Source organism: Magnetococcales bacterium, assembly GCA_015232395.1.
Classification (GTDB): domain Bacteria; phylum Pseudomonadota; class Magnetococcia; order Magnetococcales; family JADFZT01; genus JADFZT01.
In genome coordinates, this window is record JADFZT010000013.1 from 33828 (window position 1) to 58960 (window position 25133).

Sequence of the window (25133 nt, forward strand, 5' to 3'; positions counted from 1 at the left end):
GGAGACATATAGATGAAATATCCATCACAAGCCGTCGCCAAACCCTATTTTATCGCCGCCCTTGTTTTGTTCGCCGGACAGATCGTATTCGGGCTGATCATGGGGCTGCAATATGTCATCGGAGACTTTTTGTTTCCCTACATCCCTTTCAACGTCGCCCGCATGGTCCATACCAACCTGCTGATCGTCTGGCTGCTGTTTGGCTTTATGGGCGCCAGTTACTATCTGGTTCCCGAAGAGAGCGAGACCGACCTGCACAGCCCGAAGCTGGCCATCGTGCTCTTTTGGGTTTTTCTGACCGCCGGGGTGCTCACCATTCTGGGTTATCTGTTGGTGCCCTATGCCCGGTTGGCCGAAGCGACAGGCAATGATCTCCTGCCGACCATGGGCCGGGAATTTCTGGAACAGCCGACCATCACCAAGGTGGGGATTGTCGTGGTTTGTCTGGGGTTTTTATACAACATCGGCATGACGGTGCTCAAAGGGCGTAAAACCGCCATCAGTATGGTGCTGCTCATCGGCTTGTTGGGCTTGGCGTTGCTGTTTTTGTTCTCTTTCTATAACCCGACCAACCTGGTGCTGGATAAATATTTTTGGTGGTGGGTCGTGCATCTGTGGGTGGAAGGGGTTTGGGAATTGATCCTGGGGGCGATCCTCGCCTTCATTCTCATCAAGGTGACGGGTGTTGACCGGGAGGTGATCGAAAAATGGCTCTACATCATCATCGCCATGTCCCTGATCACCGGCATCATCGGTACTGGACATCACTATTTTTGGATCGGCGCACCTGAATATTGGCAGTGGTGGGGATCGGTGTTTTCAGCTTTTGAACCGATTCCATTTTTCATGATGGTGGTGTTCGCTTTCAACATGATCAACCGCCGTCGCCGCAACCATCCAAACAAGGCCGCAACCCTCTGGGCTTTGGGCACGGCCGTCATGGCCTTTTTGGGGGCGGGGGTCTGGGGTTTCATGCATACCCTGTCACCGGTCAACTATTACACCCACGGCACCCAGCTGACCGCCGCTCATGGTCACCTGGCCTTCTTCGGCGCCTATGCCATGATCGTCATGGCCATCATCTCCTACGCCATGCCCCTGCTGCGTGGACATGGCGCTACCAGCGGTGCACGCTCCCAAAAGCTGGAGATTTGGTCTTTCTGGCTGATGTCCAGCGCCATGCTGCTGATCACCCTGTTTTTGACCGGTGCCGGCATTCTCCAGGTCTACCTGCAACGTATGGCTGAAACCCCCGTATCGTTCATGGAAGGACAGGAGCAGATCAGCCTGTTTTTCTGGATGCGTGAATGGGCGGGTGTGCTGTTCCTGGTCGGGTTGGTGGTTTATTTCATCAGCTTTATCGCAGACGGCAAGAAGGCCTCTGTCGCAACGGCTTAGATGCTCTCCAGGAGGCGGACCCGAAGTTGAAACCGGTCCGCCTCCGCAATCCATCCTACCCGACAGGAGCCTGCCATGGACATGAAAACCCCAGACCATTTAAACCGGAAAGTGCCGTTCTACCAGCCGGTTGGCAACGAAGTGGAACTCTTCGAATATGCCTATCACAACCAACTGCCGTTGCTCATCAAAGGTCCGACTGGTTGTGGCAAAACCCGTTTTGTCGCGCACATGGCCAGCCGTCTCGCTCGTCCCCTGTTTACCGTTGCCTGCCACGATGATTTGACTGCACCGGATTTGGTGGGGCGTCATCTGATCGGAGATGGGGCAACCTACTGGAACGATGGTCCCCTGACCCGGGCGGTACGCCAGGGAGGTATCTGCTATCTCGATGAGGTGGTGGAAGCCCGCAAGGATACCACCGTCGTGTTACACCCCCTGGCGGATCATCGGCGCAGTCTGCCCGTTGAGCGTACCGGTGAGGAGCTGGAGGCACCGCCGGAATTCATGCTGGTGATCTCCTATAATCCCGGCTACCAAAATTTACTCAAAGGGTTGAAACCCAGCACCCGACAACGATTCGTCGCTTTGAGTTTTACCTTGCCACCTCCGGATCTCGAAAAAAAGATTCTCAGCCAGGAAAGCGGTGTGGATAGCGCCTTGGCGGGACGCCTGGTCAATCTGGGCAATGCACTGAGGGGGTTGAAGGATCATGATCTGGAGGAGGCTGTCAGCACACGGCTGCTGGTCTATGCTGCCACCCTGATCCACGGTGGTTTTTCTCCAGAAGCGGCATGCCGCGCTGCCTTGGCCGAGCCGTTGAGCGACGACCCTGAAACCGTCGATGCCCTGATGGAGGTGATCCGTGCCACCTTCGGTCGTTGATATTCCAGAATCACGATATTCCATCAAATCGATCGCACGACCTCTACGGCTCCACCAGCGTTTGCAACGTTGGCGTCTGCTGAGCCGGGGGCTGTTTTTTTTCCTGTTTCTCTGTGCGCCGGTGTTGGACCTGTTTCGGTTGGATCTGTACGCCGGATCGTTCGTCTTTTTCGGTCGCCACCTCTCCTTGGGCCTGTCTCCATTCCTCAGAGAAGGGGGGATGGATCCGGTGGCGGCGGGAGTTTCCGTTCTGACCCATGCCATCCTGCCGGTGCTGGCTATCATCGGCTTGGTCGTGGTGGTCTCCTGGCATTTTGGGCGGCTTTATTGCGGTTGGCTCTGTCCCCATTTTTCAGTGGTGGAAATGTTGAACGGCCTGATGCGACGCACCTTGGGAAAACCCACTTTTTGGGAACGTCGGGATAGCTCTTTTTCTCCACCAGGCCGTTTGCTCGCCTGGCTCCCGGTAGCCGCTGCCGCGCTGGCCATGGCCTTTATTTGGGCCGTATCCATGCTCACCTATCTTTTGCCGCCGGAGGTGGTTTTTCAGAATCTGCTTCATGGTCACCCAACCCCCAATCAGTCGCGTTTTTTAGGGGTCGCCACCGGTTTGCTGTTTCTGGATTTTTTATTTTTTCGCCATCTGTTTTGCCGCTTCGGTTGTGCGGCGGGTCTGTTTCAAAGCCTTGTCTGGATGGGCAATCGCACCGCCCTGACTCCCCTGTTCCAGCGACAGCGTGCGGTGGTCTGTCAAGAGTGTCCCCAATCCTGCGATACGGTGTGCCCCATGCGCCTGAAACCACGTGGCGGCAAAAATCGAATTGCCACCTGCACCCAGTGCGGATTGTGCACCCAAGCGTGTGCCCGGGAGCGGCAGGATACACCCGGCAGCCCCCCCCTCGGTTGGCAGCGGGGTGAGAGGGTTTCATCACTTTCCGGTAGCTATGTTTCACTGCCAGATTCCATCTCTGCCAAGCAGATGGACAGGAGCTGATCATGGAAGAGTGGGTAGGCCTCCAGTGGGACCGTTTGATCAGCCAACGTTCGACACGGCGTTATCCCCAGGCCCGGGTGAGGCTGGATGAGGTCAAGAGAGCCGTCGGTATTCTTTTTCGGGCGATGGGCGGGGCTGGCGGTCTGACGGTGGAGGCGGTTGACGAACAGCGTCACCACGCCCGGCGCGATTGGTGGCAGCGCATCGCCGGGAGCCATTTGAAGGCCCCCTGGTTTTGGTGCGATGACCGGGCGTTGCGTATGCCCGCAGAGCTGGACCTCTTCCCAGAGCGTTTACTCAATCGTGAACTCTACCTGTGGTTGGCCGCTCTGGCCGCTCTGGGTGAGGAGAGCAGCCAGGGCGATTGGTTTGTTCGCAACCAGGCGCATGTGCAACAGCTTTTGCAAATGTTTCCAGGGTTGCGATCCCGTTATCAACGACTGCTCAACGCCCATCTGCTGCAGCGACCGGATCCACTGCAACTGGCAGCCCAAGAGCGGGCTATTGAACTGGCTATCCGCACCGCCCTGATCAAACCTGGCTGTGTGGCGACGCTGCCCATGGGACGCTACCCTCCCTGGCCGGTGCCGTTATGGTCCCATCCCAATCCGCCCATGGGTCCACACGCAGGCGCTTGGAAAAACGATGCCGATCTGACCCCAGGTGAACCGTCGGGCCAGAGCCAAAGCGAGACGCACCAAAAAACCAGACAGGCCGTAGGAACCGATGCGCCACAGGAGGAGGGGGGCTTGATCCTGCACCGCTTTGAATCGATCTTTAGTTGGGCCGATTTTGTCAAAGTGGATCGCTCTACGGACGAAGAGGAGGATTTGGATGCCGCTCAGAAGAGCGCTGATGATCTGGATAAGCTACATGTGACCCGGGACCAAAAACCGGCTGCCAAACGTTTGCGTTTTGATCTGGATCTCCCCTCGGAGGCCCAAGATGAGACCCCTCTGGGGGAAGGCCTTCTCGTGCCGGAATGGGACTATCGCAAACGTATCCTACGACCCAATCATTGTCACATTCAGCCCATGGTTGCAGCCAATGCGCCTGCCTGTGAGCTGCCCGACGCTCTGCAGCGGCCTGCCCATCGGCTGAAAAACCAGTTTGAATCCCTGCGCCTGGGGCGGAGCTGGCTGCGGCGGCAGCGGGATGGGGCTGAAGTGGATCTGGATGCGTTCCTGGATTTTCAGAGCGAACGCCTGTCGGGGCAAGCCTCGACTGAGGATCGCCTCTATCGGGATTCTCGGCTCCAGGAGAGAGATCTGGCTTGTCTGCTTTTGGCAGATCTTTCCCTCTCCACCGACACCTGGGTCAACGATGAATTACGGGTGATCGACGTGATCCGTGATGGGCTGTTTTTGTTTGCCGAAGCGCTTTCTGCCACCCGGGATTCCTTTGGGCTGTTTGGCTTTTCCTCCAGACGCCGCGAGCACGTCCGTTTTCATGAGATCAAACCGTTCCACACCCCCTATGGCAGTGATACCCGGGGTCGCATCCAGGCGCTGCGGCCTGGTTTTTACACCCGCATGGGTGCGGCCATCCGCCATGCTTCGACCATTTTGGAAAAACAACCGGCGCAAAAGCGTCTCTTGCTGCTGTTGACCGACGGCAAGCCCAACGATATCGACCAATATGAGGGGCGCTATGGTGTTGAGGATACCCGTATGGCGATTTTGGAAGCGAAAAAACAGGGCATACACCCTTTTTGCGTCACCATTGATCGGGATGCGGAGCGTTATGTCAGCTATCTGTTCGGCCCAGGTGGTTTTGCCCACATTCATCGCGCTTCAGAGCTTCCGCAAAAACTGCCGCAACTATACGCTCGGTTAACGGGATAGGTATCGTCCAACGGCTTGTCCCGGTTTTTGATCAAATCCGTCCAAACTGACTCATGGAATGAGGCAGGTGTCTGCCACAGCTTTTTGGCTTAACAATCAAGGGATGAAAATAATGAGTGATACGTTTGATATCAATATGGCCCGTACGGTTCATCTGAAGTGGGAATTGGATCTGGAAGCAATGGTCGCGGGAAGAATAGAACCAACCACCCTTGAATCCCATGAAAATTGCCATTTGGGCCGCTGGCTCCATTTTGTCGGGGTCAAAAAATATCAGGACATCGAAGCGATTCACCAATTGATTGATGTGCATCGTAACTTCCACAAGGTTGCTGACAAAATTGTCTTTGATCTCAAACATTCAAAATGGGGGAGTGTGGAAAAAAACTTGAAGCAGGTTCAAAGCATCAGCATGGATATTATCTTTATGCTGACTGTGATTGAGTTCAGCTCTTTGGAAAAACAGCGCGGGTTTCATTCTCTACCCAATCCAATACGAAAACTGATGCGCCAGCTCTTTGAAAAGGAAAATGTATCAAAACAGAACGGCCACCAAGTGCTTGAAGTCAGCCATGCCCGCCTGACCCATGTTCGTTGGTCCCGGGATCTTCTGGAAGCTTTCCGAAACAGGGGGCGTGATGTTCAATTGAGCCCTGCTGAAACATGTCCTTTGGGCGTCTGGATTCGTACTGTGGGACTGCATAAGTTTGGTGAACTGCCGCCTATGCAAAAATTGGATGAGGCGCATAAATCATTTCACCTCAAGGCTGATCAGTCTCTGAACGCTCTGAAAAGAAAAAATGATCGTCAAGCGGATCAGGCTTATGAAGCCATGCTTCGCTATTCACAGGAAGTGATCTACCTGTTGACGATGATTGAGTATCGGCTGCAAAACAACGATGCCATTGCCCCGCCCGTTTCGATTTCAGGGTAACTTTCAACAAATTCTGGGCAATGGATCCTCTTCGAGAGGTAGCAGGCGGCGTTCTCCGCCCAGGGGGGTGACCACGATCACATCGGGTTCGCCCGGTTCCAACTGCCCAATCAAGGCTGCCTGCTTTCCACCGGGCAGTGTTTTCAGGGTGGCGAGGGTGGCTTCGGCTGTTTCCGGGGCAACCACCGCCACCAGGCGACCTTCGCACGCCAGATAGAGGGGGTCGTAACCGAGAATGTCACACACCGCCCGTACCGGTTCCCGTATCGGTATTGATTCGCTGACAAGACGCACCGTCCGACCCGTCGCCAGGGCCAACTCATGGGCCACCGTCGCCAGCCCCCCCCGGGTGGGATCCCGCATGAACCGGACCCCCGGCAGGGTGCGCAGCCTCCGGGTCAGGGGATGAATAGAGGCGGAATCGGAGCGGAGATCCCCCCGCAGGCCAAACGCCTCCCGAGCCAGCATCACCGCCGTGCCATGGTCGCCCACAGGGCCGCTGACGAGCAGGCGATCACCGGATTGAATACGATCCAGGCCCAGGTTGATTTTTGGGCTACGCATGCCAATGCCAGTGGTCGCCAGATAAAGGCCCCCCCCCATGCCATGGGGCACCACCTTGGTATCCCCCGCCACGATAGAGACGCTACACATTTTTGCAGCCTCGGCCATGGAGGCCACCAGGCGATCCAGCAGGGCATATTCCAACCCCTCTTCGATAAAGGCGTTGAGGGTGAGATAGAGGGGGTCTGCTCCGGCCACAGCCAAGTCGTTGACCGTGCCGTGTATGGCCAGGGAACCGATATCCCCCCCCGGAAAGAGCAACGGATTGACGGTAAAGCCGTCGGTGGTGATCATCGGTATCCCGGAGGTGGGCAGGGGGAGAGCGGCGGCATCCTGATGGACATTCAGCTGGGGGTTGCCCAGGTGTTTGACGAAAATGTCGTCGATCAACTCCCGCATAAAACGTCCGCCGTTGCCGTGGGCCAGGGTGATGTGTTTATCGATCATGGGGCTCTCTCCTGGATTGGGCTTCGGCTTCGATGATCTGGCCGAAGGCGAGGGCTGCGTCGTTGCAGGGGATCTTCCGGTGGATCAGCAGTTGAAAGCCGTGTTGTTGGAGCAGATGGGCGGCCTCTTCGGTTAAAATCCGGTTTTGAAAGACGCCACCGGTGAGGCCTGCGGTGGTCACCCCATATCGTTTTCGGATGGCCACGGCCTGGTCCACCAGCGCCCGGGCCAGGGTGGCGTGAACCAAGCGGGCGGATTCAATGGTGGTGCGGGCAGGGGTGGGCCACAGGGCGTGGAGGAGGGGCTGCCAATCGGTGATCAAGAGGCCGCTGGGGTCGGGCTTGAGCGGCAGGGGGATTCCCTCTTCCCCTTGCCCGGCTTGTTCGGCCAGGGTTTCCAGGTACATGGGGCCTTGGCCCTCAAAACTGGCGGTGGAGAGCACTCCCAGCAGGGCGGCGGCGGCATCGAACAGGCGGCCAACGGCGCTGGTGGCAGGGGTGTTGAGCTGCCGCTCCCAGGCGTGGCGGGCCAGGGCATGTTGGCTGGGGGTGGTGAAGGGGGCTCCGGGCCACTCAATCCCCGCTTCCCAGGCGAGCCCCAAAGCACTGCGCCAGGGCGCGCGGGCCGCTTGATCACCTCCCAGGGGTCGGAAGGGTCTGAACGAAGCCACCCGTTGCCAGCTGCCGGGCATGCCCAATAGTGCTTCTCCCCCCCACAGGGTGCCATCCGCTCCCAGTCCGACCCCATCCCAGGTAAACACCAGAAGAGGTTCCTCTCCCCAGCCATGCTCCCCAGCCAGGGCCGAGGCGTGGGCGTGGTGATGGAAGATCGGGATGACCGGCAAGTGGCTGCTTTGGCTCCATCGTGTGGCGTCATAGCCGGGATGGGCGTCACAGGCGATGCGTTGGGGTTCGATGGCATGGAGGCGGCTCAAATCAGCCATCACCTGCTTGAAAACCAGCATTCCCCGGGGGGTGGAGAGTTCGCCGATGTGGGGGGAGATCACCACCCGATTATCCCAGGCGAGGGCGATGCTGTTTTTCATCTGCCCCCCCACCCCCAGGAGTGGGGTTTTGACGGCATGGGGCAGGGCCAGTTCCAGGGGGGTGCAGCCGCGCCCCAGGCGCAAGGGTTGGGGGTGATTTTCGATCACCCGAAAGAGGGGATCATCCGCCGGGCGGAGAATCGGGCGGTCGTGATGCAAAAATCCTTGAGCCACATGGCCCAAACGTTGGATGACCTCCTGGGAATGTGTGAGGACCGGTTCACCGCTGATGTTGCCGGAAGTGGCTACCAGAGCGCTGCCGAATGTCTCCAACAGCAGGTGGTGCAGGGGGGCGTAGGGGAGCATCAGCCCCACTTCCCCAAGAGCCGGGGCGATGGCTCGGGAGAGGGGGGCGTCCGGACGTTTGGGAGCCAGGACGATGGGCCGCATGGGATGGCAGAGTTGCCGGGCGTGCATGTTGTTCAGGGATGCCAGGGTGCGGGCCTGCTCCAGGCCATCCTCACCCGCCATGGGCACCATCACCGCCAGGGGTTTGTGGGGGCGGGGTTTGTGGCGGCGCAGGTGGTGGATGGCGGCGTCGTTTTGGGCATCGCACAGAAGGTGATAGCCCCCCACGCCTTTGACCGCCACCACCAGCCCCCCATGCAACGCCCTGATACAGGCTGCCAAGGCGGCATCGGAGACCGCTTCGGGGTGGCTTGTGGCGTTTGTGGCGTTTGTGGCGCTTGGGCCGTGCCAATAGAGTTTGGGGCCACACGCCGGGCAGGCCAGGGGTTGGGCGTGAAAGCGACGATCCAGGGGATTTTCATATTCGGTTCGGCAGTCGGCACAGAGGGGGAAACCGGCCATGGCGGTGTGGGGCCGGTCGTAGGGCAGCCGCTCGATGAGGGTATAGCGGGGGCCGCACTGGGTGCAGTTGATAAAGGGATAGCGATAACGCCTGGCCTGGGGGTCGTGCATTTCGGCCAAGCAGTCGTCACAGGCAAAATAGTCCGGGGGAATGGCGGCCCGGGTGGCGGGGCCTTGGGCGCTTGGGAGAATGATGAATTCATCCTGGTGGGGCTCCCACTCCGCCTCCATGATGGACTCCAACCGGGGCTGGGCCAGGGGCGGGGGAGTGGCCAGCAATTCCCGGTTGAAGGCGGTCAGGGAGTGGGGAGCCCCCTGAATAAAAATATCCACGCGACCGGCTACGTTGCGCACCCAGCCCGTGAGGCTGTGCCCATGGGCCAGGCGATAGACAAAGGGCCGGAAACCCACCCCCTGCACACCCCCGCTCAGGGTGATGCGTTGGGCTTGGCGTTTCTGGTCACCGGCTGCCATGGCTCCACCAGATGCGGCAGGCCCCTTCATCGGAAACCATGCAGGGGCCAATGGGGGTTCGGGGGGTGCAGGGTTTGCCATAGAGGCGGCAGAGGTTGGGGGGAATGCGCCCCATCACCACCTGGGCGCAGTCGCATCCCGGCGGCATGGCTCCGGCGCGTTTGCGGTCAGCGTCCGGTTGGATGCCAAAACGCTTGCGTGCGTCGTATCGATCCCAGGGGGGGCGGAGTTGGAACCCCGATTGCGGGATGATTCCCAACCCCCGCCAGGGGGCATCCACAACCGTCATGATGTCGTTCAACAGGCTTCTGGCTCCGGGGTTGCCGCCGGGATGCACCGACGCGGGATAGCAGTTGTCCACCAAAACTGTCCCTTCCCGAATCTGTTTCAGGAGAGAGTGGAGGGCAGCCAGCATCGACTCCGGTGTGAATCCGGCCACCGCCACCGGCAGTCCGTGATCCCGGGGAATAAATGCCCACTCCTCAGGCCCCATCACGGTGGCTACATGGCCTGGGGCCACCAAGCCATCAAAGTGGGCCTCTCCCGATGCCAGCAGCCCGGCCACGGCGGGCCAGGTGAGGCGGGCGGCCAGCAAAACCGACAGATTGTCCGGGGGGTTTTGCGCGAGCATGGCAGCCACCGGGGCGGTGGTGGTTTCGAACCCGGCGGCCAAAAACACCAGCTGCCGTTGGGGGTGTGCTTCGGCCCACCTGGCGGCTTCTGTGGGGGAAGCCATGGGTAGAATGGTGCCCCCCCGGGCTCGGGCTTCCTCCAGGGAGCGGGCCTCCTTGGGGGAGACGTTGACCGGTGCCCGCAACATATCCCCGAATGCCGCCACCGCCACGTCTTCTTTCAGGGCGAGCTGGATGGCGGCAAAAATATCCTCCTCGGGGCAGACGCAGACCGGGCAGCCGGGGCCGGGAATCAAGGTGATGTTTTTGGGCAGAACCGAGCGCAATCCCGCCTCGGAGATAACCCGTTCGTGCCCGCCGCAGACGTTCATGATCCGCACCATGTGGTCCGGGGCGATGGCGTGAATCCCCTTGAGCCAGGCCCGGGCGCTCATGGGGAGATGCCGGTTTGGGCCAGCAGCCAGTCGACCCAGGGGGTGAGGGTCGCGGGATCTTTGATGGACGTTTCCAGCAGGGGTGCGGGATTGGCCAGATGCCGGAAATATTTTTCAGCCCGGCGAGGGTCAAAATCTTCCAGGTAAGGGAGTAGATCGGTCTTGGTGATCAAGAGCAGGTCAGCCGTGCGAAAGATGACCGGATATTTGGCCGGTTTGTCATCCCCTTCGGTGGTGGAGAGCAGCACGACATTTTGGTGGCAGCCCAGATCATAGGTGGCAGGACAAACCAGATTGCCGACATTTTCCACAAACAGAATATCCACCTCGGTCAGATCCAGATCGTGGAGGGCGTGATGGACCATTTTGGCATCCAGATGACACGCACCGCCGGTGGTGATCTGGATGGCGGCAACCCCTTTGGCACGAATGCGTCGGGCATCGTTTTCGGTCTCCAGATCCCCTTCGATCACAGCCATTTTCAGCCGCCCCCCCAAGGCATCGATGGTGGCTTCCAGCAGAGCGGTTTTGCCGGCACCCGGCGAGGACATCAGGTTGATCGCCACGACGCCATTTTTTGCAAAGTGGTGGCGGTTATGGGCCGCCAGCCGATCGTTTTCAGCCAGCAATCCCCGCAGCATCTGAACCGCGCCATCCGCTGATCTCCCAGCTTCATCCATCGGCTGCGCCGTTGCGCTGTTATCCGACCTGACCGTCACCCCGCATCCACAGCTATCGCACATGGTGCTTCTCCCTTGGTTTGCTCAGAGGCTGTTTGGTGATTGCGTCCTGCTTGCCGCGGCGGCGTTAAAATCGTGCTCAAATCCTCACGTACTGGAGTACGCTCCGGTTTTCCGCGCGATTTTGCCTTGCCGGGGCGGCGCAATCCACAATCACCAAACAGCCTCTCAGGAAACGGTTTCGTTGATCTCCATCTCTACCGATGCCAACAGCAGGGCATCGCCGCTGATCAAGCGGGTGTGCCAGCCACCGCAGGCCAGGCACAACAGGGCGTTGGGGGTGGCGTCGCTCTCTTGGTCGCACGCCAGACATTTGATCCGCACCGGATCGGGCTCAATCTCCAGCTTGGCATCCCGGGCAATGGTCCCGGCGCGACCAATCAAAAAGGCGCTGGCCAGGAGTGCTGGCTCCACCCCGGAAAGGGGACCGATGCGCACCGTTATGCGCAGGACCTTTTCCGCCCCATGGCTCCGGGCGCTTTCGCTTACTTCCTGGATCAACGCCTGACACACCGAAAGCTCATGCATGACCCATCCTTTCTCTCAGGAAGAGGGGCTGCCAGCGGTTTCCTGGTCGAGCATTTCATCCAGCAGTGCCCAGGAGGAGCGCGCCTCGGTTTCGGTCATTTTTTGGATGGCATAGCCCACATGAACAATCACATGATCCCCCACAGAGAGGGATTCATGCTGTAACAAAAACAGGCTGACGGTGCGTTCCACGCCCCGGGCGGCACAGGTGGCGTTCAGGTGGTCGATGTGGGTGATCTGCATGGGGATGCCCAGACACATGGTTTTTATCCTTTTTTTTGTCTGGTGAGGACGTCTCGGCCCTCTGGAGGTGGTCGGCATGGACAAAAAATTATATCTCTCCATGGAACCATCGGGCTAATTTACACCTCTATACGGTATAAGAGTTTCAGGAGGTTCTAAAGTTCCAGACCGGGAGAGGGAACGCATGATCTGAAGAGATTATAAAAGATGGGGGGGGTGGCGCATCACCAGGTTTGAGCAACAGAGGATGATCTATGAACGCCAACATCCTGATATTGGGTATCGGAAACCCCCTCTTGACCGATGACGGCATCGGCCTGCTCGCCATCTCACATCTGCGTGAAAAACTCTCTTCCTTGCCAAACATCGTCCCGGTGGATGTGGGGATTCCCTCCTTCCAACACCTGGACGCCATCACCCGCACCGACCATCTGATTGTGGTCGATGCCGCACTGTTCAATGCCCCGCCGGGAACCATTCGTGTTTTGACCGGGGCTGCCATGGATCACATCCTTCACAGCGGAAAACGCAGCGCCCATGAGGTGGGTATGGGCGATCTTCTGGATATGGCGCGTTTGTTGGGAAAACATCCCCAAAAACGCGCCCTCGTCTGTATACAGATCGGCGATCTGGCTTGGGGCGACGCCCCAACCCCGGAAGTGGTCGCCGCTCTGCCCCAAGCGGCTCAAACCGTTTGGTCCCTGGCTAAAGCGTGGTCGGCTGGGGGCCTCTCTCCCGCAATGAAGGAGTCGACTCATGGCCAAACTTCCAACAGTGGGGAGCGCCTTTGATTCCCTGGGGGTGACCCGCCGGGAACTGCTGCGTTTCAGCGCGACGGCAGCAGCTCTGCTGGCCTTGCCCACCACCAGCGTGACAGCCCTGGCCGATGCCCTGGTGCGGGCAAGGCGGCCTTCGGTCATTTGGCTCTCGTTTCAGGAGTGTACCGGCTGTACCGAATCCCTGACCCGGGCCCATGCACCGACCATCGAGGAGCTGATTTTACAGCTGATCTCCCTGGACTATCACCACACCCTGCAGGCCGCCTCCGGCCAAGCGGCGGAAGAGGCCCGCAAGGCCGCGATGGCGGAAAATTTTGGCCGCTATATCCTGGTGGTGGATGGTGCCCTGCCCCTCGATCATCCCGAATATTCCACCATCGCCGGGATCGACAACCGGACGATGCTGGAGGAGAGCGCCAAAGGGGCCGCTGCGGTGATTGCGGTGGGGAGCTGTGCTTCCTTTGGCGGACTCCCGGCTGCCCAGCCCAATCCCACCGGGGCGGTGCCAGTCAGCGCCATTGTGACGGACAAGCCTCTGCTTCACCTGCCGGGCTGCCCTCCCATTCCTGCTGTGATCAGTGCGGTGGTGGCCCACTTTTTGACCTTCAGCACCCTGCCCGAACTGGATGGCCAACTGCGCCCGAAAGCCTTCTATGGCGAAACCATCCACGACCGCTGCTATCGGCGTCCCTTTTATGACCAGGGTCTCTTTGCTGAATCATTCGATGACGAAGGAGCGCGCCAGGGATGGTGCCTGTTTAAGCTGGGTTGCAAAGGCCCCACCACCTACAACGCCTGCGCCACCCTGCGCTGGAATCATGGCACCAGCTTTCCCATCCAGTCGGGGCACGGCTGCCTGGGTTGCTCCGAAGCCAGGTTTTGGGATGCCGGAGATTTTTATAAGCCGATCTCCACCCCCATCGAACCGGTGGATCAGGTCATGCGGGCAGCGGCTGTGGGTGGGGCCGGGGTAGGGGGGGCGTTGATTGGAAACAATCTCAGGCAGCGTCGCCAGGCGGAAAAAGCGCACCAACCGGTAGGGATCGATGATCTGGAGAAAGAGTCATGAACGCCCTGCCGATGGATCTACTGTTATGGGCCCGGGGGCCGGGCATGACCCTGGCTCTGGTCATCCTGGTTGGTGGTTTGGTGGTGCGTCTGTTGGAAACCATCAGCATGGGCCATCGGGGGTGTTTGGCCCCCCCTGTCACCAATGGCAGCGCCTCCTCCGGGGTTACCACCCTCTGGCGGCGTTTTGGCGTGCCCCCCGGCATGCTCAAGCGAGCGCCGATCACCTATCTGGGAGGCTATCTGTTTCACGTTGGGTTGTTGATCACGATTTTTCTGTTCGTTCCCCACATCGCTTTTTTCAAGGAGGTGATCGGCCTCTCCTGGCCCGGGTTGCCCAACCTGTGGATCGACCTTGCCACCATCGCTGCCTTGGCGGGGATGATCATGCTGTTGGCCGACCGTTTGATCCATCCGGTCAAGCGGTTTCTCTCTACCTTTGAGGATTATCTGGTCTGGACCCTGACTTTTTTGCCACTGCTGACAGGCTATCTGGCCTTTCACCACCAGGGGTTGGCCTATGAGACCATGTTGGCGCTTCATCTGCTGGCGGTGGAAGCGCTGCTGGTGGCGCTGCCCTTCACCAAGCTCATCCATGCCATCACCGCCTTTGGGGCCCGTTGGTATACGGGAACCTGGTTTGGCAGAAAGGGGATTGCGTCATGAGCGCCACCTTTGCAAAAGGGCTGAACGCCTTCCGAACCTTTTTGGATGCGCCAGCCGCCACCTTTTTTTCCAGCTGTGTCCATTGCGGCCTGTGTGCCGAAAGCTGCCTCTTTTATACCGAAACCCAGGATCCCAAATATGCCCCGGTCCACAAGCTGGAGCCCTTGCGGCGTCTTTGGCAACAGGAGTTTACCCTCCTGGGGCGGCTCGGCAAGCTGCTGGGGCTGTTGAAACCCCTCCGGGATCAGGATTTGGCAGCCTGGAGCGCGTTGGTTTTTGATTCCTGCACCATGTGCGGACGCTGCTCCCTGGTCTGCCCGGTGGGGATTGATCTGGTCTATCTGATTCGCCGCATGCGTGAGGGGATGGCGGCGGCTGGGCATGCGCCGTCGTCTCTGGTGGAGGCGACCCGGCGCAACGTTCGCCTGGGCAGCGCCATGGGGGTTTCCATCGAGACCCTTCAGGCCCAGATCAAACACCAGGAAGCAGCGTGCGGCCTGAAGATTCCCCTGGATCGGGAAAAGGCCGATGTGTTGATGCTGCTCTCCTCCATGGAGATCGTGCAGTTTCCGGAGATTATTGGCGCGGTGGCGCACATTTTTCATCAGGCCGGGGTCTCCTGGACCTTCTCTTCCAAGGCGTTTGAGGCCACCAACAGCGGCATCCAGATCGGGGTGCCGGATATCGCCCGCCAGATCGTTTTGCGTACGGTCGAGGAGGCCGAGCGCCTGGGGGTCACCACGGTGATTGCCCCGGAGTGTGGCCATGGCTTCCGCGCCCTGCGCTGGGAGGGGCCGGACCTGATCGGCAGGCCCTACCGCTTCCGGGTTTTGCATCTGCTGGAAATGCTCGATGAGCTGCAACGGGATGGACGCCTGCCCTTGGGGCGTGGGGAAAAGGATCCGCGCCCCCTGACCTACCACGACCCTTGCCAGATCGCCCGCCGGGGAGGGGTGGTGAAACAGCCCCGGCGTCTCCTGGCCCGGATCGCTACTGATTTTCGGGAGATGGATGACAGCGGCCAATGGAATTGGTGTTGCGGCGGTGGGGGCGGGGTGAGCGCCGTGGAGCGGGCAGAACCCCTGCGCGCCAAGGCTTTCGGGCGCAAAAAAGAGCAGATCGAGGCGTTGGGGGTCCACACCCTGGTCACCGCTTGCGCCAACTGTCGAACCATCATCGAAGAGGATCTGGAAGCCTGTGATATGGAGGTGGAGGTGGTTGGGTTGACGGAAATGGTCGCCCAGCATCTGCAAGAGACCACGGAAGACCAGATCGCCTGAGGGAGAACCGTCATGAATAAACGTATTGTCGTCGATCCCGTTACCCGCATTGAGGGTCACCTGCGCATCGAAGCGCAACTGGAGGGGCAGCGCATTCAACACGCCTACTCCTCGGGCACCATGGTGCGGGGGATCGAAATTATCCTCAAAGGGCGGGATCCCCGGGATGCCTGGGCTTTTACCCAACGGATCTGTGGCGTCTGCACCCTGGTACATGCCATCGCCTCGGTGCGGGCTGTGGAAAACGCCCTGGCCATCACCATCCCCCCCAACGCCCAGCTGATCCGCAACCTGATGATCGCGGCGCAATATGTCCACGATCATGTGATGCATTTTTACCATCTCCACGCCCTGGATTGGGTGGATGTGGTCTCCGCCCTCAAGGCCGACCCCAAGGCTACCTCGGAATTGGCGCAATCGGTAGGCTCTTACCATAAATCCTCCCCAGCCTATTTTGCCGAGACCGCCAAAACCCTCAAAACCTTTGTCGAAGGGGGGCAGCTGGGCATCTTTGCCAACGGCTACTGGGGCCATCCGGGATATCGGTTGCCGCCGGAGGCCAATCTGATGGCGGTGGCCCACTATCTGGAAGCACTTGAGTGGCAGCGGGACGTGGCGCGCCTGCACGCCATTGTCGGCGGCAAAAATCCCCATCCCAATTTTGTGGTGGGGGGGGTGCCCTGTGCCATCGGTCTGGAATCCGGGGGGCAGTCTGGAACCACGCTCGATATGGCGGGGCTGGGGGAGATCAACGCCATTATTGGTCGCTTGCGGGCCTTTGTGGATCAGGTCTATCTCCCCGATACTCTGGCCATCGCCGGGTTTTACAAAGATTGGTCCAAGCAAGGGGAGGGGGTGGGTAATTTTCTCTGTTACGGCGATTTTCCGGAAAAGGGCATGAGCGATCCCGCTTCGTTCCTCTTTCCTTCCGGGGCCATTCTCGACCGGGATCTCAGCACGGTCCATCCCATCGACCTCAACGACCCCGAGCAGATCCGCGAATTCGTTTCCCGCTCCTGGTATCGCTATCAGGAGGGCAAGGGGGCGGGGCTGCACCCCTATGCCGGTGAGACTGCCTTTGACTATGACGGCCCCAAACCCCCCTATGAACATCTCGATGTGGATGGATCCTACTCCTGGCTCAAGGCGCCCCGCTGGCGGGGACGGCCCATGGAGGTGGGACCTCTGGCCCGGGTGCTGCTGCTCTATGCCAAGGGCCACGAACCGACTCGGGCCCTGGCGGCAAGCGCCTTAAAGCAGCTCGATCTACCCCTGGCAGGACTCTTTTCCACCCTGGGTCGCACCGCTGCCCGAACCCTGGAAACCAAGATTGTCGCCGATACCCTGCCCACCTGGTATGATCAGCTTATGGCCAATATTCGTGCCGGTGACACACGCACCTTCAACAACGAAAAATGGCAACCCGACACCTGGCCGAATCAGGCCCGGGGGGTGGGATTCATGGAAGCGCCCCGAGGTGGGCTGGCCCACTGGATTGTGATCAAGGAGGGGCGTATCGACAACTATCAGGCGGTGGTTCCCAGCACCTGGAATGCCGGTCCCAGGGATTCGTCAGGACAGCCCGGTCCCTACGAGGCGGCTCTGGAGGGTCACCACTTGCACAACCCGGATCAGCCCCTGGAAATTTTGCGCACCATCCACAGCTTTGATCCCTGCATCGCCTGTGCGGTACATGTGCTGGACCCGGAAGGCAAAGAGCGCATTCGGGTGCGGATACGTTAAGCCAAAAGGGGGTGAGAGATCATGAATGAACTTTCCTTGCCGATGGTCTGTTTCATGGCGTTGGGGTTTGGGCTGCTCCACGCTTTGGATGGGGATCATCTGATCGCGGTGACCGGCCTTTCCAGCGGCTCTTCGGCTCCGGGCCAGAGGGTCGGCTATTGCACACGCTGGGCGTTGGGGCATGGTTTGACCTTATCCCTGGTGGGGATTCCGGTGTTGTTCATGGGGGCGGCCATTCCCGTGACGCTCTCCGACATGGCGGAGCGTCTGGTGGGTGTTCTGTTAGTGGTGATTGGCCTGCGCCTGGGATGGGTCTTGTTTTTGGGGCATTTCGATGGCGCAAGTCACCAGGGGATTGGCAAAAGGCCTTCTCCTCTCCCTGCTGGTCAGGGGGATGGCCCGGGGGGCAGCAACCATGCCCACCACAGCTATTGGCCGGTGGGAGTCGGTATGGCGCACGGTTTGGGGGGATCGGCCCCGCTGTTGAGCCTGCTCCCCCTGTTTGATCTGACACCGTGGCACGGTCTGCTCTACCTGGTGTTGTTCAGTTGCGGTGCATTGATAGCCATGTTGGCGTTTGGTGGCCTGCTCAAAGCCGTCTTCATCTCTTTTTCGGCTATGGGGCAGGGGCTGGTCTTCAACGTTAGGCTTGGGGTGGTGGGACTGGCCTTGGGCTATGGGGTGTTTTTGATGGTTTGATCTGATTTTTTATGCCCAAGCTTCAAGACACCGCCTTCAGGCAGTCAGCTTTCAGAGCCTGCAGGTGGTGAATCTGTAATTTCCGAATAAAAACAGTAGTGATTTGGCGTTCTTGTAACCGGTCCCACTTTGTCCTATCCTGGCTTCCATGAAGGGTATTCTGATCCTCATGGACCATTTCATAGTCAAGAAATGATCCAGGACCTGGCACCTGGAAAACAGATTGCCGGGGCTTTTTCAGCTACCTGAGATGGTATGAGTTGGCGTTCGCCAGGGATATGGCGAGGTCTCTGAATCATTACTGATAGAGTGACTTGGTCGTGTCCATGATGGAAATCTACCATGGGGACGGGCTGAGCCAACATGACAGTACCCTTTCCAGTACAAAGTGAGGCATGCAAAAAGCCCTGACATGTCATGGCAGGTGAGGTTTTCAGGCGTCACATCTTGAAAATAATCTGCTGGAGATTTTGATCAACTTGACGGTGTGGTGACAAAATATTCATGGATGATCTGGTTAATATATTAATTGTTGATGATTCCCAAGACGATGCTGAACTGCTCGCGTTGGATATTGCCAGTAATGGTCTCAACATTCATTGGATACGCGTTGACAGTGAAATAGATTTGACCACTGCTTTGGCAGAGCAGGAATGGCATGTTGTGATATGCGATGTTCATATGCCTGCTCTGACCCCGGAACAAGCTCTTGGTATTGCACATAAAAATGGAAATGACATTCCAGTCATTATTGTTTCTGGGGTAGTGCAAGAGTCCGAAGCTATTAAACTATTCATGTTTGGAGCCAAAGATTTTTTTTCAAAGGATAATCTTGTTCGATTGCCGATGGCTATTCGGCGTGAAATGATTGAACATAAATCCCGTAAAGCCAGGCTTTTGGCAGAGCGACGTCTACAATTGAGAGAATCTCACCTGCGAGCTATTCTCGATAATTCTCTGGATGCCATTATCACAATCGATCAAGAAGGTCTTGTCACAGAATTCAACCCCACAGCTGAGCTGATTTTTGGGTATTCCAAAGAAAAAGTGATGGGTCGGAATGTGGCTGATATCATCATTCCATCTGAATCACGTTCAGCGCATTCAAAGGCTTTTTTCTCGCATTTAAGTCAGATGAAGAACAAAGAGGTGATCAAGCGTCGGATGGAGGTTGTCGGGGAGTGTGCCGATGGAAAAAAAGTTGATCTTGAAGTCGTCTTGGTTTCTACAAATAAAGATGGAAAAATCAACTGCACTGCTTTTCTTCATGACATAAGCGACCGCAAGCAATTGATCAAATCTTTGCAGGAGACCTTGGAGGTTGCAGAGTCCGCAAACAGGGCCAAAAGTGAATTTTTAGCCAATATCAGCCATGAAATCCGCACCCCCATGAATACCATCATTGGTATGACTGATTTGGTGTTGAACACCTCGCTCTCCCAGGAAGAACAACGGGGTAACCTTGAAATTGTCCTGAAATCGGCGGACACCCTTTTGGAGTTGATTAACAGTATTCTGGATCTCTCCAAGATTGAATCCGGCAAGCTTCTCTTGGAGGAAATATCCTTTGATCTCAGTGGTCAAATCGGCAATGTCTGCGAAACCCTGGCCATCAAAGCCCATGAGAAAAATCTGGAGCTTTATTTTCAGGTGGACGACAACATTGCGGAGACTCTGGTTGGGGATCCTCTGCGGCTAAAACAGGTGATCGCAAACCTTGCAAATAATGCCATCAAATTTACCAAAACCGGTGAGATCGTGGTTCGGGTGGAGCGAGAGACAACGTCTGGCTCAGTCACAGATGAGATGGCTGGCAGTCAGGATATCAAGCTCCATTTTTCCGTTTCCGATACTGGCATTGGCATTCCCAAGGATAAGATTTCCCGGGTTTTTGAAAGCTTCGTCCAGGCAGATGGTTCTACCACTCGGGAGTTTGGGGGAACTGGTCTGGGACTGGCTATTTCCAAACATCTGGTCAAGATGATGGGTGGGGAGTTGTGGGCTGAAAGCGAGGTCGGCAAAGGCAGTGTATTCCATTTCACCGCCTGTTTTGCGATAGGCCATCGGGGAGGTGCCCACTATTCCCGGCGATCCATCCCCCCTGCCATGGGTAAAATGGTGGTGGATACGGTGCTTTCCGGGATGCGCGTACTCATTGCAGATTGCAATGAAACGAGCCGGACCATTTTACGAGGCATGTTGGTCGGATTCGGCGCCATATCCCGGGAGGTGGCAACAGGCTGTGCGCTGGTTGAAGCGCTGCAAGAAGCAGAAGAAAGTCATTCAACCTGGGATCTGATCCTCCTGGATTTTCGTCTCTTGGAAGAAGATCCCCCAGACCCGGTCGTCATGGATGGTTTTCTGGATTATCGAGGTAAGGTTTTGGTGATGTTGCCCACGAACATCGGCATTGAGTCCTATTCCGAGATCGGTTGGTTGCACAGAACCCCCTATTTGAAAAAACCGGTACGCAAATTCAAGCTGTTGAAAGCTGTAAACCGCATGATGGCTATGGAGGCAACAGAGGAGAAGAGTGAGTCGGAAATTTTCATCCAGGCCAAGCGTACCACCAAACCTCTAAAAATCCTCCTGGTGGAGGATGAAATCAACAATCAAAAATTGGCAACGGCCATTCTCGAACATGTAGGCCATGATGTCACCATCGCTAATCATGGTAGAGAGGCATTGCGCTCTATGGAAAAATTTTCCTATGACTTGGTCTTGATGGATCTTCAAATGCCAATCATGGATGGTTTGGAAACCACGCATCATATTCGTGCAGCCTCTTCTTTTCATGTCAAAGATCCCAAGGTGCCCATCCTTGTCCTTTCTGCAAGGACCCTGTCCGAAGAGGAGCAGCAATATATCCAAACCAGTATGAATGGCTATTTGCGGAAACCTTATCGGGCTCAGGAATTGTTGAGTGCTGTTGAACCCTTTGCCAGAAAGGATAAAATTGTAAAGAAGCCAGAAAAACCAAAACAAAGCGTCATCATTTTAAAGCCGACAGAGGTGGATCCGGTTGTTTACAAAGAAAGAAGGTGTGCCTTTTTGGACCACTCGCAATCTCATGTAGTCAACGTGAAAAAGGCTCTGGATAAGCGTAACCAGCGTCTGGCTCTGAGATCAATCATGTGGCTTGAGAGCGCCGCCATTGAAGTTGGCGCTATTCGGGTGGAAGTGGAAGCGATACGCTTCCGGGGTAAGTTGGAGGTGGAAGATTGGGAGGCGTGCTGCAACATTTTTCACAGGCTTGAACTGAATGTACTTCAGATTGTCGAGGTTCTCACGCAAAATGAAACACAACCCTTGAAGCCTATAACCCATCAACCATGAAAAACAGGCACACCTGTCCAAAGCAGGTTCTCAAAGATGCTCCCTCCCGTTGAAACGGGTGATCCTTTCTGAAATATGGTTTTTATTGAAATGTCAGGATTTTGTTTGTTTCATCCTCATTGTGGTCAGATTGTTTTTTTCTCTCCCGTTATTCTGGAATGTCAGTCCTACAGATGATATGGCAGTCTGAGCCGCTGTAGAGTTCCGGTGACGTGATTTTTTTGACTCTTTGTGGGACCGATAAACATATAAAAAAATATAATCGCATTGAAAAAGTTGCTGTTTTTGTTGAAGGCATGAATTTTGCATTACCATGTCCGATAACAAGCGAATATAGGACAGCAAACAAAATGGGAGAAGATGATCATGAAGAGATTCTTTATTGAAATCGTAGAGAACGGCTACGGCATTTTTGACGCCACCAATCAATCTTTTGTGTTTGATGGGATTTTGGACTGGTGTGTTGCCTGTGAGCTTCACGAAATGTTGTCAGGGGAAGTGACAGCCTCACGATGTTTATAAATAATTTTCCAATCATACTCTATCAAATGGGTTGGGAAGCAACGCAAAATCCCAATGGTACCGTCGCCAACAAATTGTCTGTGGTGGCTGTGGTTATATCGTTGATAGGGATTAACGTGCTTGCTATAGCCCTTCCCCTCATAACGTTCTTGTGAGAACAAGGAGAGGCCTTCTGAAATCACATGCCTACCCTCGAAAATCGGTGGTGGGCATCGATATTTACCTGGGAATCGATGAACTACGTTGCAGAAAAAATGTCTAATAATTTAACGAAGGGACAAGCAGGCGGCGCTATGGCATTCCTCCCAAACCAGGATCCTGGTGCAGCTCTCCCCCGTGACTGCCCAGGAAAATGATAGACGCATAGCCGCTTGTCCCTTCCCAAATTTCCCCTCCTGAAAGCTCTTTTCTCGAACGCGAGAGCATCCAGAAAAAATTCCCAGGTGTAACCCCCCCCCGTGATGCCCCAGCCTGATCATCCTAAATCGTCGATCGCGCAGAAGCCGATTTTCAGCCAGCCTGCTGTTTTTCTCTCCACGTTTTGAAGTTCTGTTCCTTCGTCCACTCTCCATGCCTTTGATGCAATCAAGCAGCAAAGAGAGGTAACTGAAAGGAAAGGCGGGCTGATGTCTGCTTGGCAAGTGCCAGAATCCAGGCAAAAAGAAGCCGGAGCTTCCTCAGGACGGCGCGCAGATTGTAGCCGATCCCGGCCAGTAACGTATTGGCCTTGTCGCCGAACACACCTTGTGGAAAGTTCCGATTCAACCGGCCTTCGACCTTTTGGTGTCCGATGACCGCTTCCATGGTGCTTTGTCGACGAAGTTTCTTCTTGAGTGTTGGCGTTACACCACGGCGCTAACCGGAAATAAAAACCTGGGAATCGGTGACGCCGCGCCCTTTGTATCCACGGTCCACGTAACACCGTTTCGGTTTTTTTCCGACCAGCCGCTCAATCTGACTCAGCGCGCCGGAAAGTGTGTGAGTTTGGAGGATAAAAAGCAGGGGGCTTTTTATCCTCTGAAATGGTGGACGGATGTTTATAAAAATGAAATAAAAACAACGAATTCTGAGTTTTAAGCAGGACAGGGGATCATGTTTGCCGATATGCAAAACGCGTAACGCCATATCCGGATACGACCTCGTTGGAAAAAAAACAGCCATCGACAGCCATCCCTCTTTTCCTCACAGGCTCAAAAAGCGAAAAACCTTTTTTTCCACATCTGATGTCCATCTATTTCCGCTGGTACCAAGAGGCCATCGTCATCCTGGTCCAGCATGTGGGAGGCGAATTTTTTTGTTTCCGAATAAAATCAAAGGGAACAGGCCAATCCTGTAACCGGCCCCATTTTGCCCTGTCTTGATAGCCGCTTTGAACCCCTATTGGCACGCCGTCAAATCGGACCGTCAGATATGCAGGCTAAACCGCTTTATTGGCTATTTGGAAAAGGTGGTGTTCCAGATCCTGACCGATGTTGTTCAGCGTCATAATATCCGTTTCACAGCGGGAGATGATCCGCATGAGAGCATGCTCCTGCTCATCGCTGAGGCCGATACCCAGGTGGTTGAAGGACTCCTCGATTTCCCACACCATTTTGGAAAAACGCTCGACACTGAGATCCCGGACGGTCGTCTGTTTGTTGCGGACGTCGACCACGGCCTTCTCCAGGGAGTCGAGAAGGGAGGAGAGGCTCTTCTCCCGCTGGGCGAGTTGCAGAGTGGTTTGAAGTGCTGCGGAACGGGCATTGGCGCTGACGATCAAGGTGGCGAGAATATCTTTCAGGCGGCCAAAGCTTTCCTCATCCTGTTCCACCAGATCGTGGACAAGAATCAAAACCCGCTCAGAGGTGAAAAGGGTGCTTTTACCCACGATCATGATCCGGTCATGGGCGTCGATTTCCTCCAACACAGCCTGTTCCCCCGGACGTAACGGTGACTCACGGGTATGGATCGCAACAGCCCTGTCTTGGATCAGACCCACCACCCCCTCCAGGCCCAACCCCTCCAGAGTAATGAATATCTCATTCGCCAGAGCGGCGTCATCCGGGCAAAGATAGCTGTCCTGGAGGAAACGCAGCACCTCCCCCAACTCCCCTGAGGTGGTCATGGCGCTGAGGGCCACCTGTTGGGCCATCTGGACCTCATCCTGCAGGCGTTGTTGGGCCTGCTGGCTCTCTTTGGTCTGGTTTTGCAGAAGCAAGGCAAGTGTTTTTTCCCGTTCGGCGAGTTTCAAACGGGTTTGCAGCGCCGCGACCCGGGCATCCACGCTTTCGACCATCATGGCGAGAATATCCTTGAGGCGGCCGAAGGTTTCTTGATCCTCCACGGGCATGTCCTGGACCAGGATCAGTGTCCGTTCGGCGGTAAAAAGGGTGCTCTTGCCAACAGTCATGATGCGTCTGTTGGCGTAGATGTTTTTCAGAATCATCATCTCCAGCGAGGGGAGAAAGGAGGTGGTGTGTCTTGAGGTTTCCGGATTTTCCCCGGCCAGGCGGATCAGACCCTTTAATCCCAATTGATTCAGGGTGTTGACCACCAGCTCTGCCAGGCTGTGATGATCGTTGCAGGCATAACTGTCCTGGAGGAACCGGAGCACCTCACCCATCTCTCCCGAGGTGGTCATGGCGCTCATGGCAACTTCGTTGGCCTGAAGTGCGTCATGTTTCAGCTGATCATAGAGGCTTTTGTTTTTCAGAGTGAGTTGTATCTTGGCGTGGAGCTCCTCGGAATGGATCGGCTTGGTCAGATAGCCTTCCCCTCCGGCGTGATAGCAGGCGACACGTTCTTCCAGGGAGGCCTGAGGGGAGAGAAAAATAACAGGAATGCGGGGGAGGTTTTCATCGGCGCTCAGTTGTTGAAAAAGCGCCAACCCCTCCATGTCGGGAAGATGGACTGCCAGCAGGATCAGGTCGGGTGGGGTTTGGGAGACCCTTTCGAGGCATTCACGTCCGTCTGCCATACAGTGGATCGTATAGGTTTCCCGTAACTCCTTTTGAAGGAATTCCTGGCATTTTACATCCCCATCCACGGCGTAGATCAGAGTCCGGTCATCCATGATTCACCACCTGTTT

The 25133-nt window shown here is 56.6% G+C and carries 20 protein-coding genes; 12 read left to right on the forward strand and 8 right to left on the reverse strand.

Features of this window, described 5'->3' with window-relative positions; all coding sequences use genetic code 11:
• The first annotated feature begins 12 nt into the window (after positions 1-12).
• From HQL52_05815 to HQL52_05835, 5 genes are all read left to right on the forward strand, one after another.
• Positions 13-1398: a cbb3-type cytochrome c oxidase subunit I gene (locus HQL52_05815; protein ID MBF0368960.1), complete on the forward strand. Its 1386-nt coding sequence runs from the start codon at positions 13-15 to the stop codon at positions 1396-1398.
• 75 nt (positions 1399-1473) lie between these two features.
• Positions 1474-2283: a CbbQ/NirQ/NorQ/GpvN family protein gene (locus HQL52_05820; GenBank protein ID MBF0368961.1), complete on the forward strand. Its 810-nt coding sequence runs from the start codon at positions 1474-1476 to the stop codon at positions 2281-2283.
• Positions 2264-3277, forward strand: a complete 1014-nt coding sequence (locus HQL52_05825; protein ID MBF0368962.1) for a 4Fe-4S binding protein — start codon at positions 2264-2266, stop codon at positions 3275-3277. The genes HQL52_05820 and HQL52_05825 overlap by 20 nt, the downstream gene beginning before the upstream one ends.
• A 2-nt stretch (positions 3278-3279) precedes the next feature.
• Entirely contained in the window at positions 3280-5121 is a 1842-nt protein-coding gene (locus HQL52_05830; protein MBF0368963.1) for a VWA domain-containing protein, read from the forward strand.
• A gap of 67 nt (positions 5122-5188) precedes the next feature.
• On the forward strand, positions 5189-6055 hold the full coding sequence (locus HQL52_05835; protein MBF0368964.1) for a CZB domain-containing protein: 867 nt from the start codon (positions 5189-5191) through the stop codon (positions 6053-6055).
• 3 nt (positions 6056-6058) lie between these two features.
• Here HQL52_05835 and hypE read toward each other — a convergent pair whose 3' ends face one another.
• From hypE to HQL52_05865, 6 genes are all read right to left on the reverse strand, one after another.
• On the reverse strand, positions 6059-7066 hold the full coding sequence (hypE, locus tag HQL52_05840) for a hydrogenase expression/formation protein HypE (GenBank protein MBF0368965.1): 1008 nt from the start codon (positions 7064-7066) through the stop codon (positions 6059-6061).
• On the reverse strand, positions 7056-9395 hold the full coding sequence (gene hypF / locus HQL52_05845) for a carbamoyltransferase HypF (GenBank protein MBF0368966.1): 2340 nt from the start codon (positions 9393-9395) through the stop codon (positions 7056-7058). Before hypF ends, hypE begins: the two co-directional genes overlap by 11 nt.
• Positions 9382-10461, reverse strand: coding sequence for a hydrogenase formation protein HypD (gene hypD, locus HQL52_05850; protein MBF0368967.1), 1080 nt, complete (start codon positions 10459-10461; stop codon positions 9382-9384). The genes hypF and hypD overlap by 14 nt, the downstream gene beginning before the upstream one ends.
• Positions 10458-11204, reverse strand: a complete 747-nt coding sequence (gene hypB / locus HQL52_05855; protein MBF0368968.1) for a hydrogenase nickel incorporation protein HypB — start codon at positions 11202-11204, stop codon at positions 10458-10460. Before hypB ends, hypD begins: the two co-directional genes overlap by 4 nt.
• Before the next feature lie 165 nt (positions 11205-11369).
• On the reverse strand, positions 11370-11729 hold the full coding sequence (gene hypA, locus HQL52_05860; protein ID MBF0368969.1) for a hydrogenase maturation nickel metallochaperone HypA: 360 nt from the start codon (positions 11727-11729) through the stop codon (positions 11370-11372).
• Between the two features lie 15 nt (positions 11730-11744).
• A complete protein-coding gene (locus tag HQL52_05865) occupies positions 11745-11990 on the reverse strand; it encodes a HypC/HybG/HupF family hydrogenase formation chaperone (protein MBF0368970.1) in 246 nt (81 codons plus the stop codon).
• A gap of 236 nt (positions 11991-12226) precedes the next feature.
• Between HQL52_05865 and HQL52_05870 the strand changes: the two genes are divergently transcribed.
• From HQL52_05870 to HQL52_05900, 7 genes are all read left to right on the forward strand, one after another.
• Positions 12227-12763, forward strand: a complete 537-nt coding sequence (locus tag HQL52_05870; protein MBF0368971.1) for a hydrogenase maturation protease — start codon at positions 12227-12229, stop codon at positions 12761-12763.
• A complete protein-coding gene (locus HQL52_05875; GenBank protein MBF0368972.1) occupies positions 12729-13820 on the forward strand; it encodes a hydrogenase small subunit in 1092 nt (363 codons plus the stop codon). The genes HQL52_05870 and HQL52_05875 overlap by 35 nt, the downstream gene beginning before the upstream one ends.
• A complete protein-coding gene (locus tag HQL52_05880) occupies positions 13817-14485 on the forward strand; it encodes a hypothetical protein (GenBank protein ID MBF0368973.1) in 669 nt (222 codons plus the stop codon). Before HQL52_05875 ends, HQL52_05880 begins: the two co-directional genes overlap by 4 nt.
• Complete coding sequence (locus tag HQL52_05885; GenBank protein MBF0368974.1) at positions 14482-15765, forward strand: (Fe-S)-binding protein; 1284 nt, start codon at positions 14482-14484, stop codon at positions 15763-15765. Before HQL52_05880 ends, HQL52_05885 begins: the two co-directional genes overlap by 4 nt.
• Positions 15766-15777: 12 nt before the next feature.
• Positions 15778-17508, forward strand: a complete 1731-nt coding sequence (locus tag HQL52_05890; protein MBF0368975.1) for a nickel-dependent hydrogenase large subunit — start codon at positions 15778-15780, stop codon at positions 17506-17508.
• A gap of 21 nt (positions 17509-17529) precedes the next feature.
• Positions 17530-18207: a hypothetical protein gene (locus HQL52_05895; protein ID MBF0368976.1), complete on the forward strand. Its 678-nt coding sequence runs from the start codon at positions 17530-17532 to the stop codon at positions 18205-18207.
• Positions 18208-18711: 504 nt separating this feature from the next.
• A complete protein-coding gene (locus tag HQL52_05900) occupies positions 18712-21543 on the forward strand; it encodes a response regulator (protein ID MBF0368977.1) in 2832 nt (943 codons plus the stop codon).
• Positions 21544-22650: 1107 nt separating this feature from the next.
• Here HQL52_05900 and HQL52_05905 read toward each other — a convergent pair.
• Together HQL52_05905 and HQL52_05910 are read right to left on the reverse strand one after the other, a co-directional pair.
• Positions 22651-22869 carry a hypothetical protein gene (locus tag HQL52_05905; protein ID MBF0368978.1) on the reverse strand — a complete coding sequence of 73 codons (219 nt, stop codon included), beginning with the start codon at positions 22867-22869 and terminating at the stop codon, positions 22651-22653.
• Between the two features lie 613 nt (positions 22870-23482).
• Positions 23483-25117: a response regulator gene (locus HQL52_05910; protein ID MBF0368979.1), complete on the reverse strand. Its 1635-nt coding sequence runs from the start codon at positions 25115-25117 to the stop codon at positions 23483-23485.
• Positions 25118-25133: the final 16 nt, after the last annotated feature.

Bases quoted from the DNA above. Each gene is read 5' to 3' on its own strand.
- HQL52_05885 (MBF0368974.1), top strand. From the start codon at position 14,482: ATGAGCGCCACCTTTGCAAAAGGGCTGAACGCCTTCCGAACCTTTTTG.
- HQL52_05830 (MBF0368963.1), top strand. From the start codon at position 3,280: ATGGAAGAGTGGGTAGGCCTCCAGTGGGACCGTTTGATCAGCCAACGT.
- hypF (MBF0368966.1), bottom strand. From the start codon at position 9,395: ATGGCAGCCGGTGACCAGAAACGCCAAGCCCAACGCATCACCCTGAGC.
- HQL52_05900 (MBF0368977.1), top strand. From the start codon at position 18,712: ATGGATGATCTGGTTAATATATTAATTGTTGATGATTCCCAAGACGAT.
- HQL52_05865 (MBF0368970.1), bottom strand. From the start codon at position 11,990: ATGTGTCTGGGCATCCCCATGCAGATCACCCACATCGACCACCTGAAC.
- HQL52_05870 (MBF0368971.1), top strand. From the start codon at position 12,227: ATGAACGCCAACATCCTGATATTGGGTATCGGAAACCCCCTCTTGACC.
- HQL52_05815 (MBF0368960.1), top strand. From the start codon at position 13: ATGAAATATCCATCACAAGCCGTCGCCAAACCCTATTTTATCGCCGCC.
- HQL52_05820 (MBF0368961.1), top strand. From the start codon at position 1,474: ATGGACATGAAAACCCCAGACCATTTAAACCGGAAAGTGCCGTTCTAC.
- hypE (MBF0368965.1), bottom strand. From the start codon at position 7,066: ATGATCGATAAACACATCACCCTGGCCCACGGCAACGGCGGACGTTTT.
- HQL52_05905 (MBF0368978.1), bottom strand. From the start codon at position 22,869: ATGGAAGCGGTCATCGGACACCAAAAGGTCGAAGGCCGGTTGAATCGG.
- HQL52_05875 (MBF0368972.1), top strand. From the start codon at position 12,729: ATGGCCAAACTTCCAACAGTGGGGAGCGCCTTTGATTCCCTGGGGGTG.
- HQL52_05890 (MBF0368975.1), top strand. From the start codon at position 15,778: ATGAATAAACGTATTGTCGTCGATCCCGTTACCCGCATTGAGGGTCAC.
- hypA (MBF0368969.1), bottom strand. From the start codon at position 11,729: ATGCATGAGCTTTCGGTGTGTCAGGCGTTGATCCAGGAAGTAAGCGAA.
- HQL52_05910 (MBF0368979.1), bottom strand. From the start codon at position 25,117: ATGGATGACCGGACTCTGATCTACGCCGTGGATGGGGATGTAAAATGC.
- hypD (MBF0368967.1), bottom strand. From the start codon at position 10,461: ATGAGCGCCCGGGCCTGGCTCAAGGGGATTCACGCCATCGCCCCGGAC.
- hypB (MBF0368968.1), bottom strand. From the start codon at position 11,204: ATGTGCGATAGCTGTGGATGCGGGGTGACGGTCAGGTCGGATAACAGC.
- HQL52_05895 (MBF0368976.1), top strand. From the start codon at position 17,530: ATGAATGAACTTTCCTTGCCGATGGTCTGTTTCATGGCGTTGGGGTTT.
- HQL52_05880 (MBF0368973.1), top strand. From the start codon at position 13,817: ATGAACGCCCTGCCGATGGATCTACTGTTATGGGCCCGGGGGCCGGGC.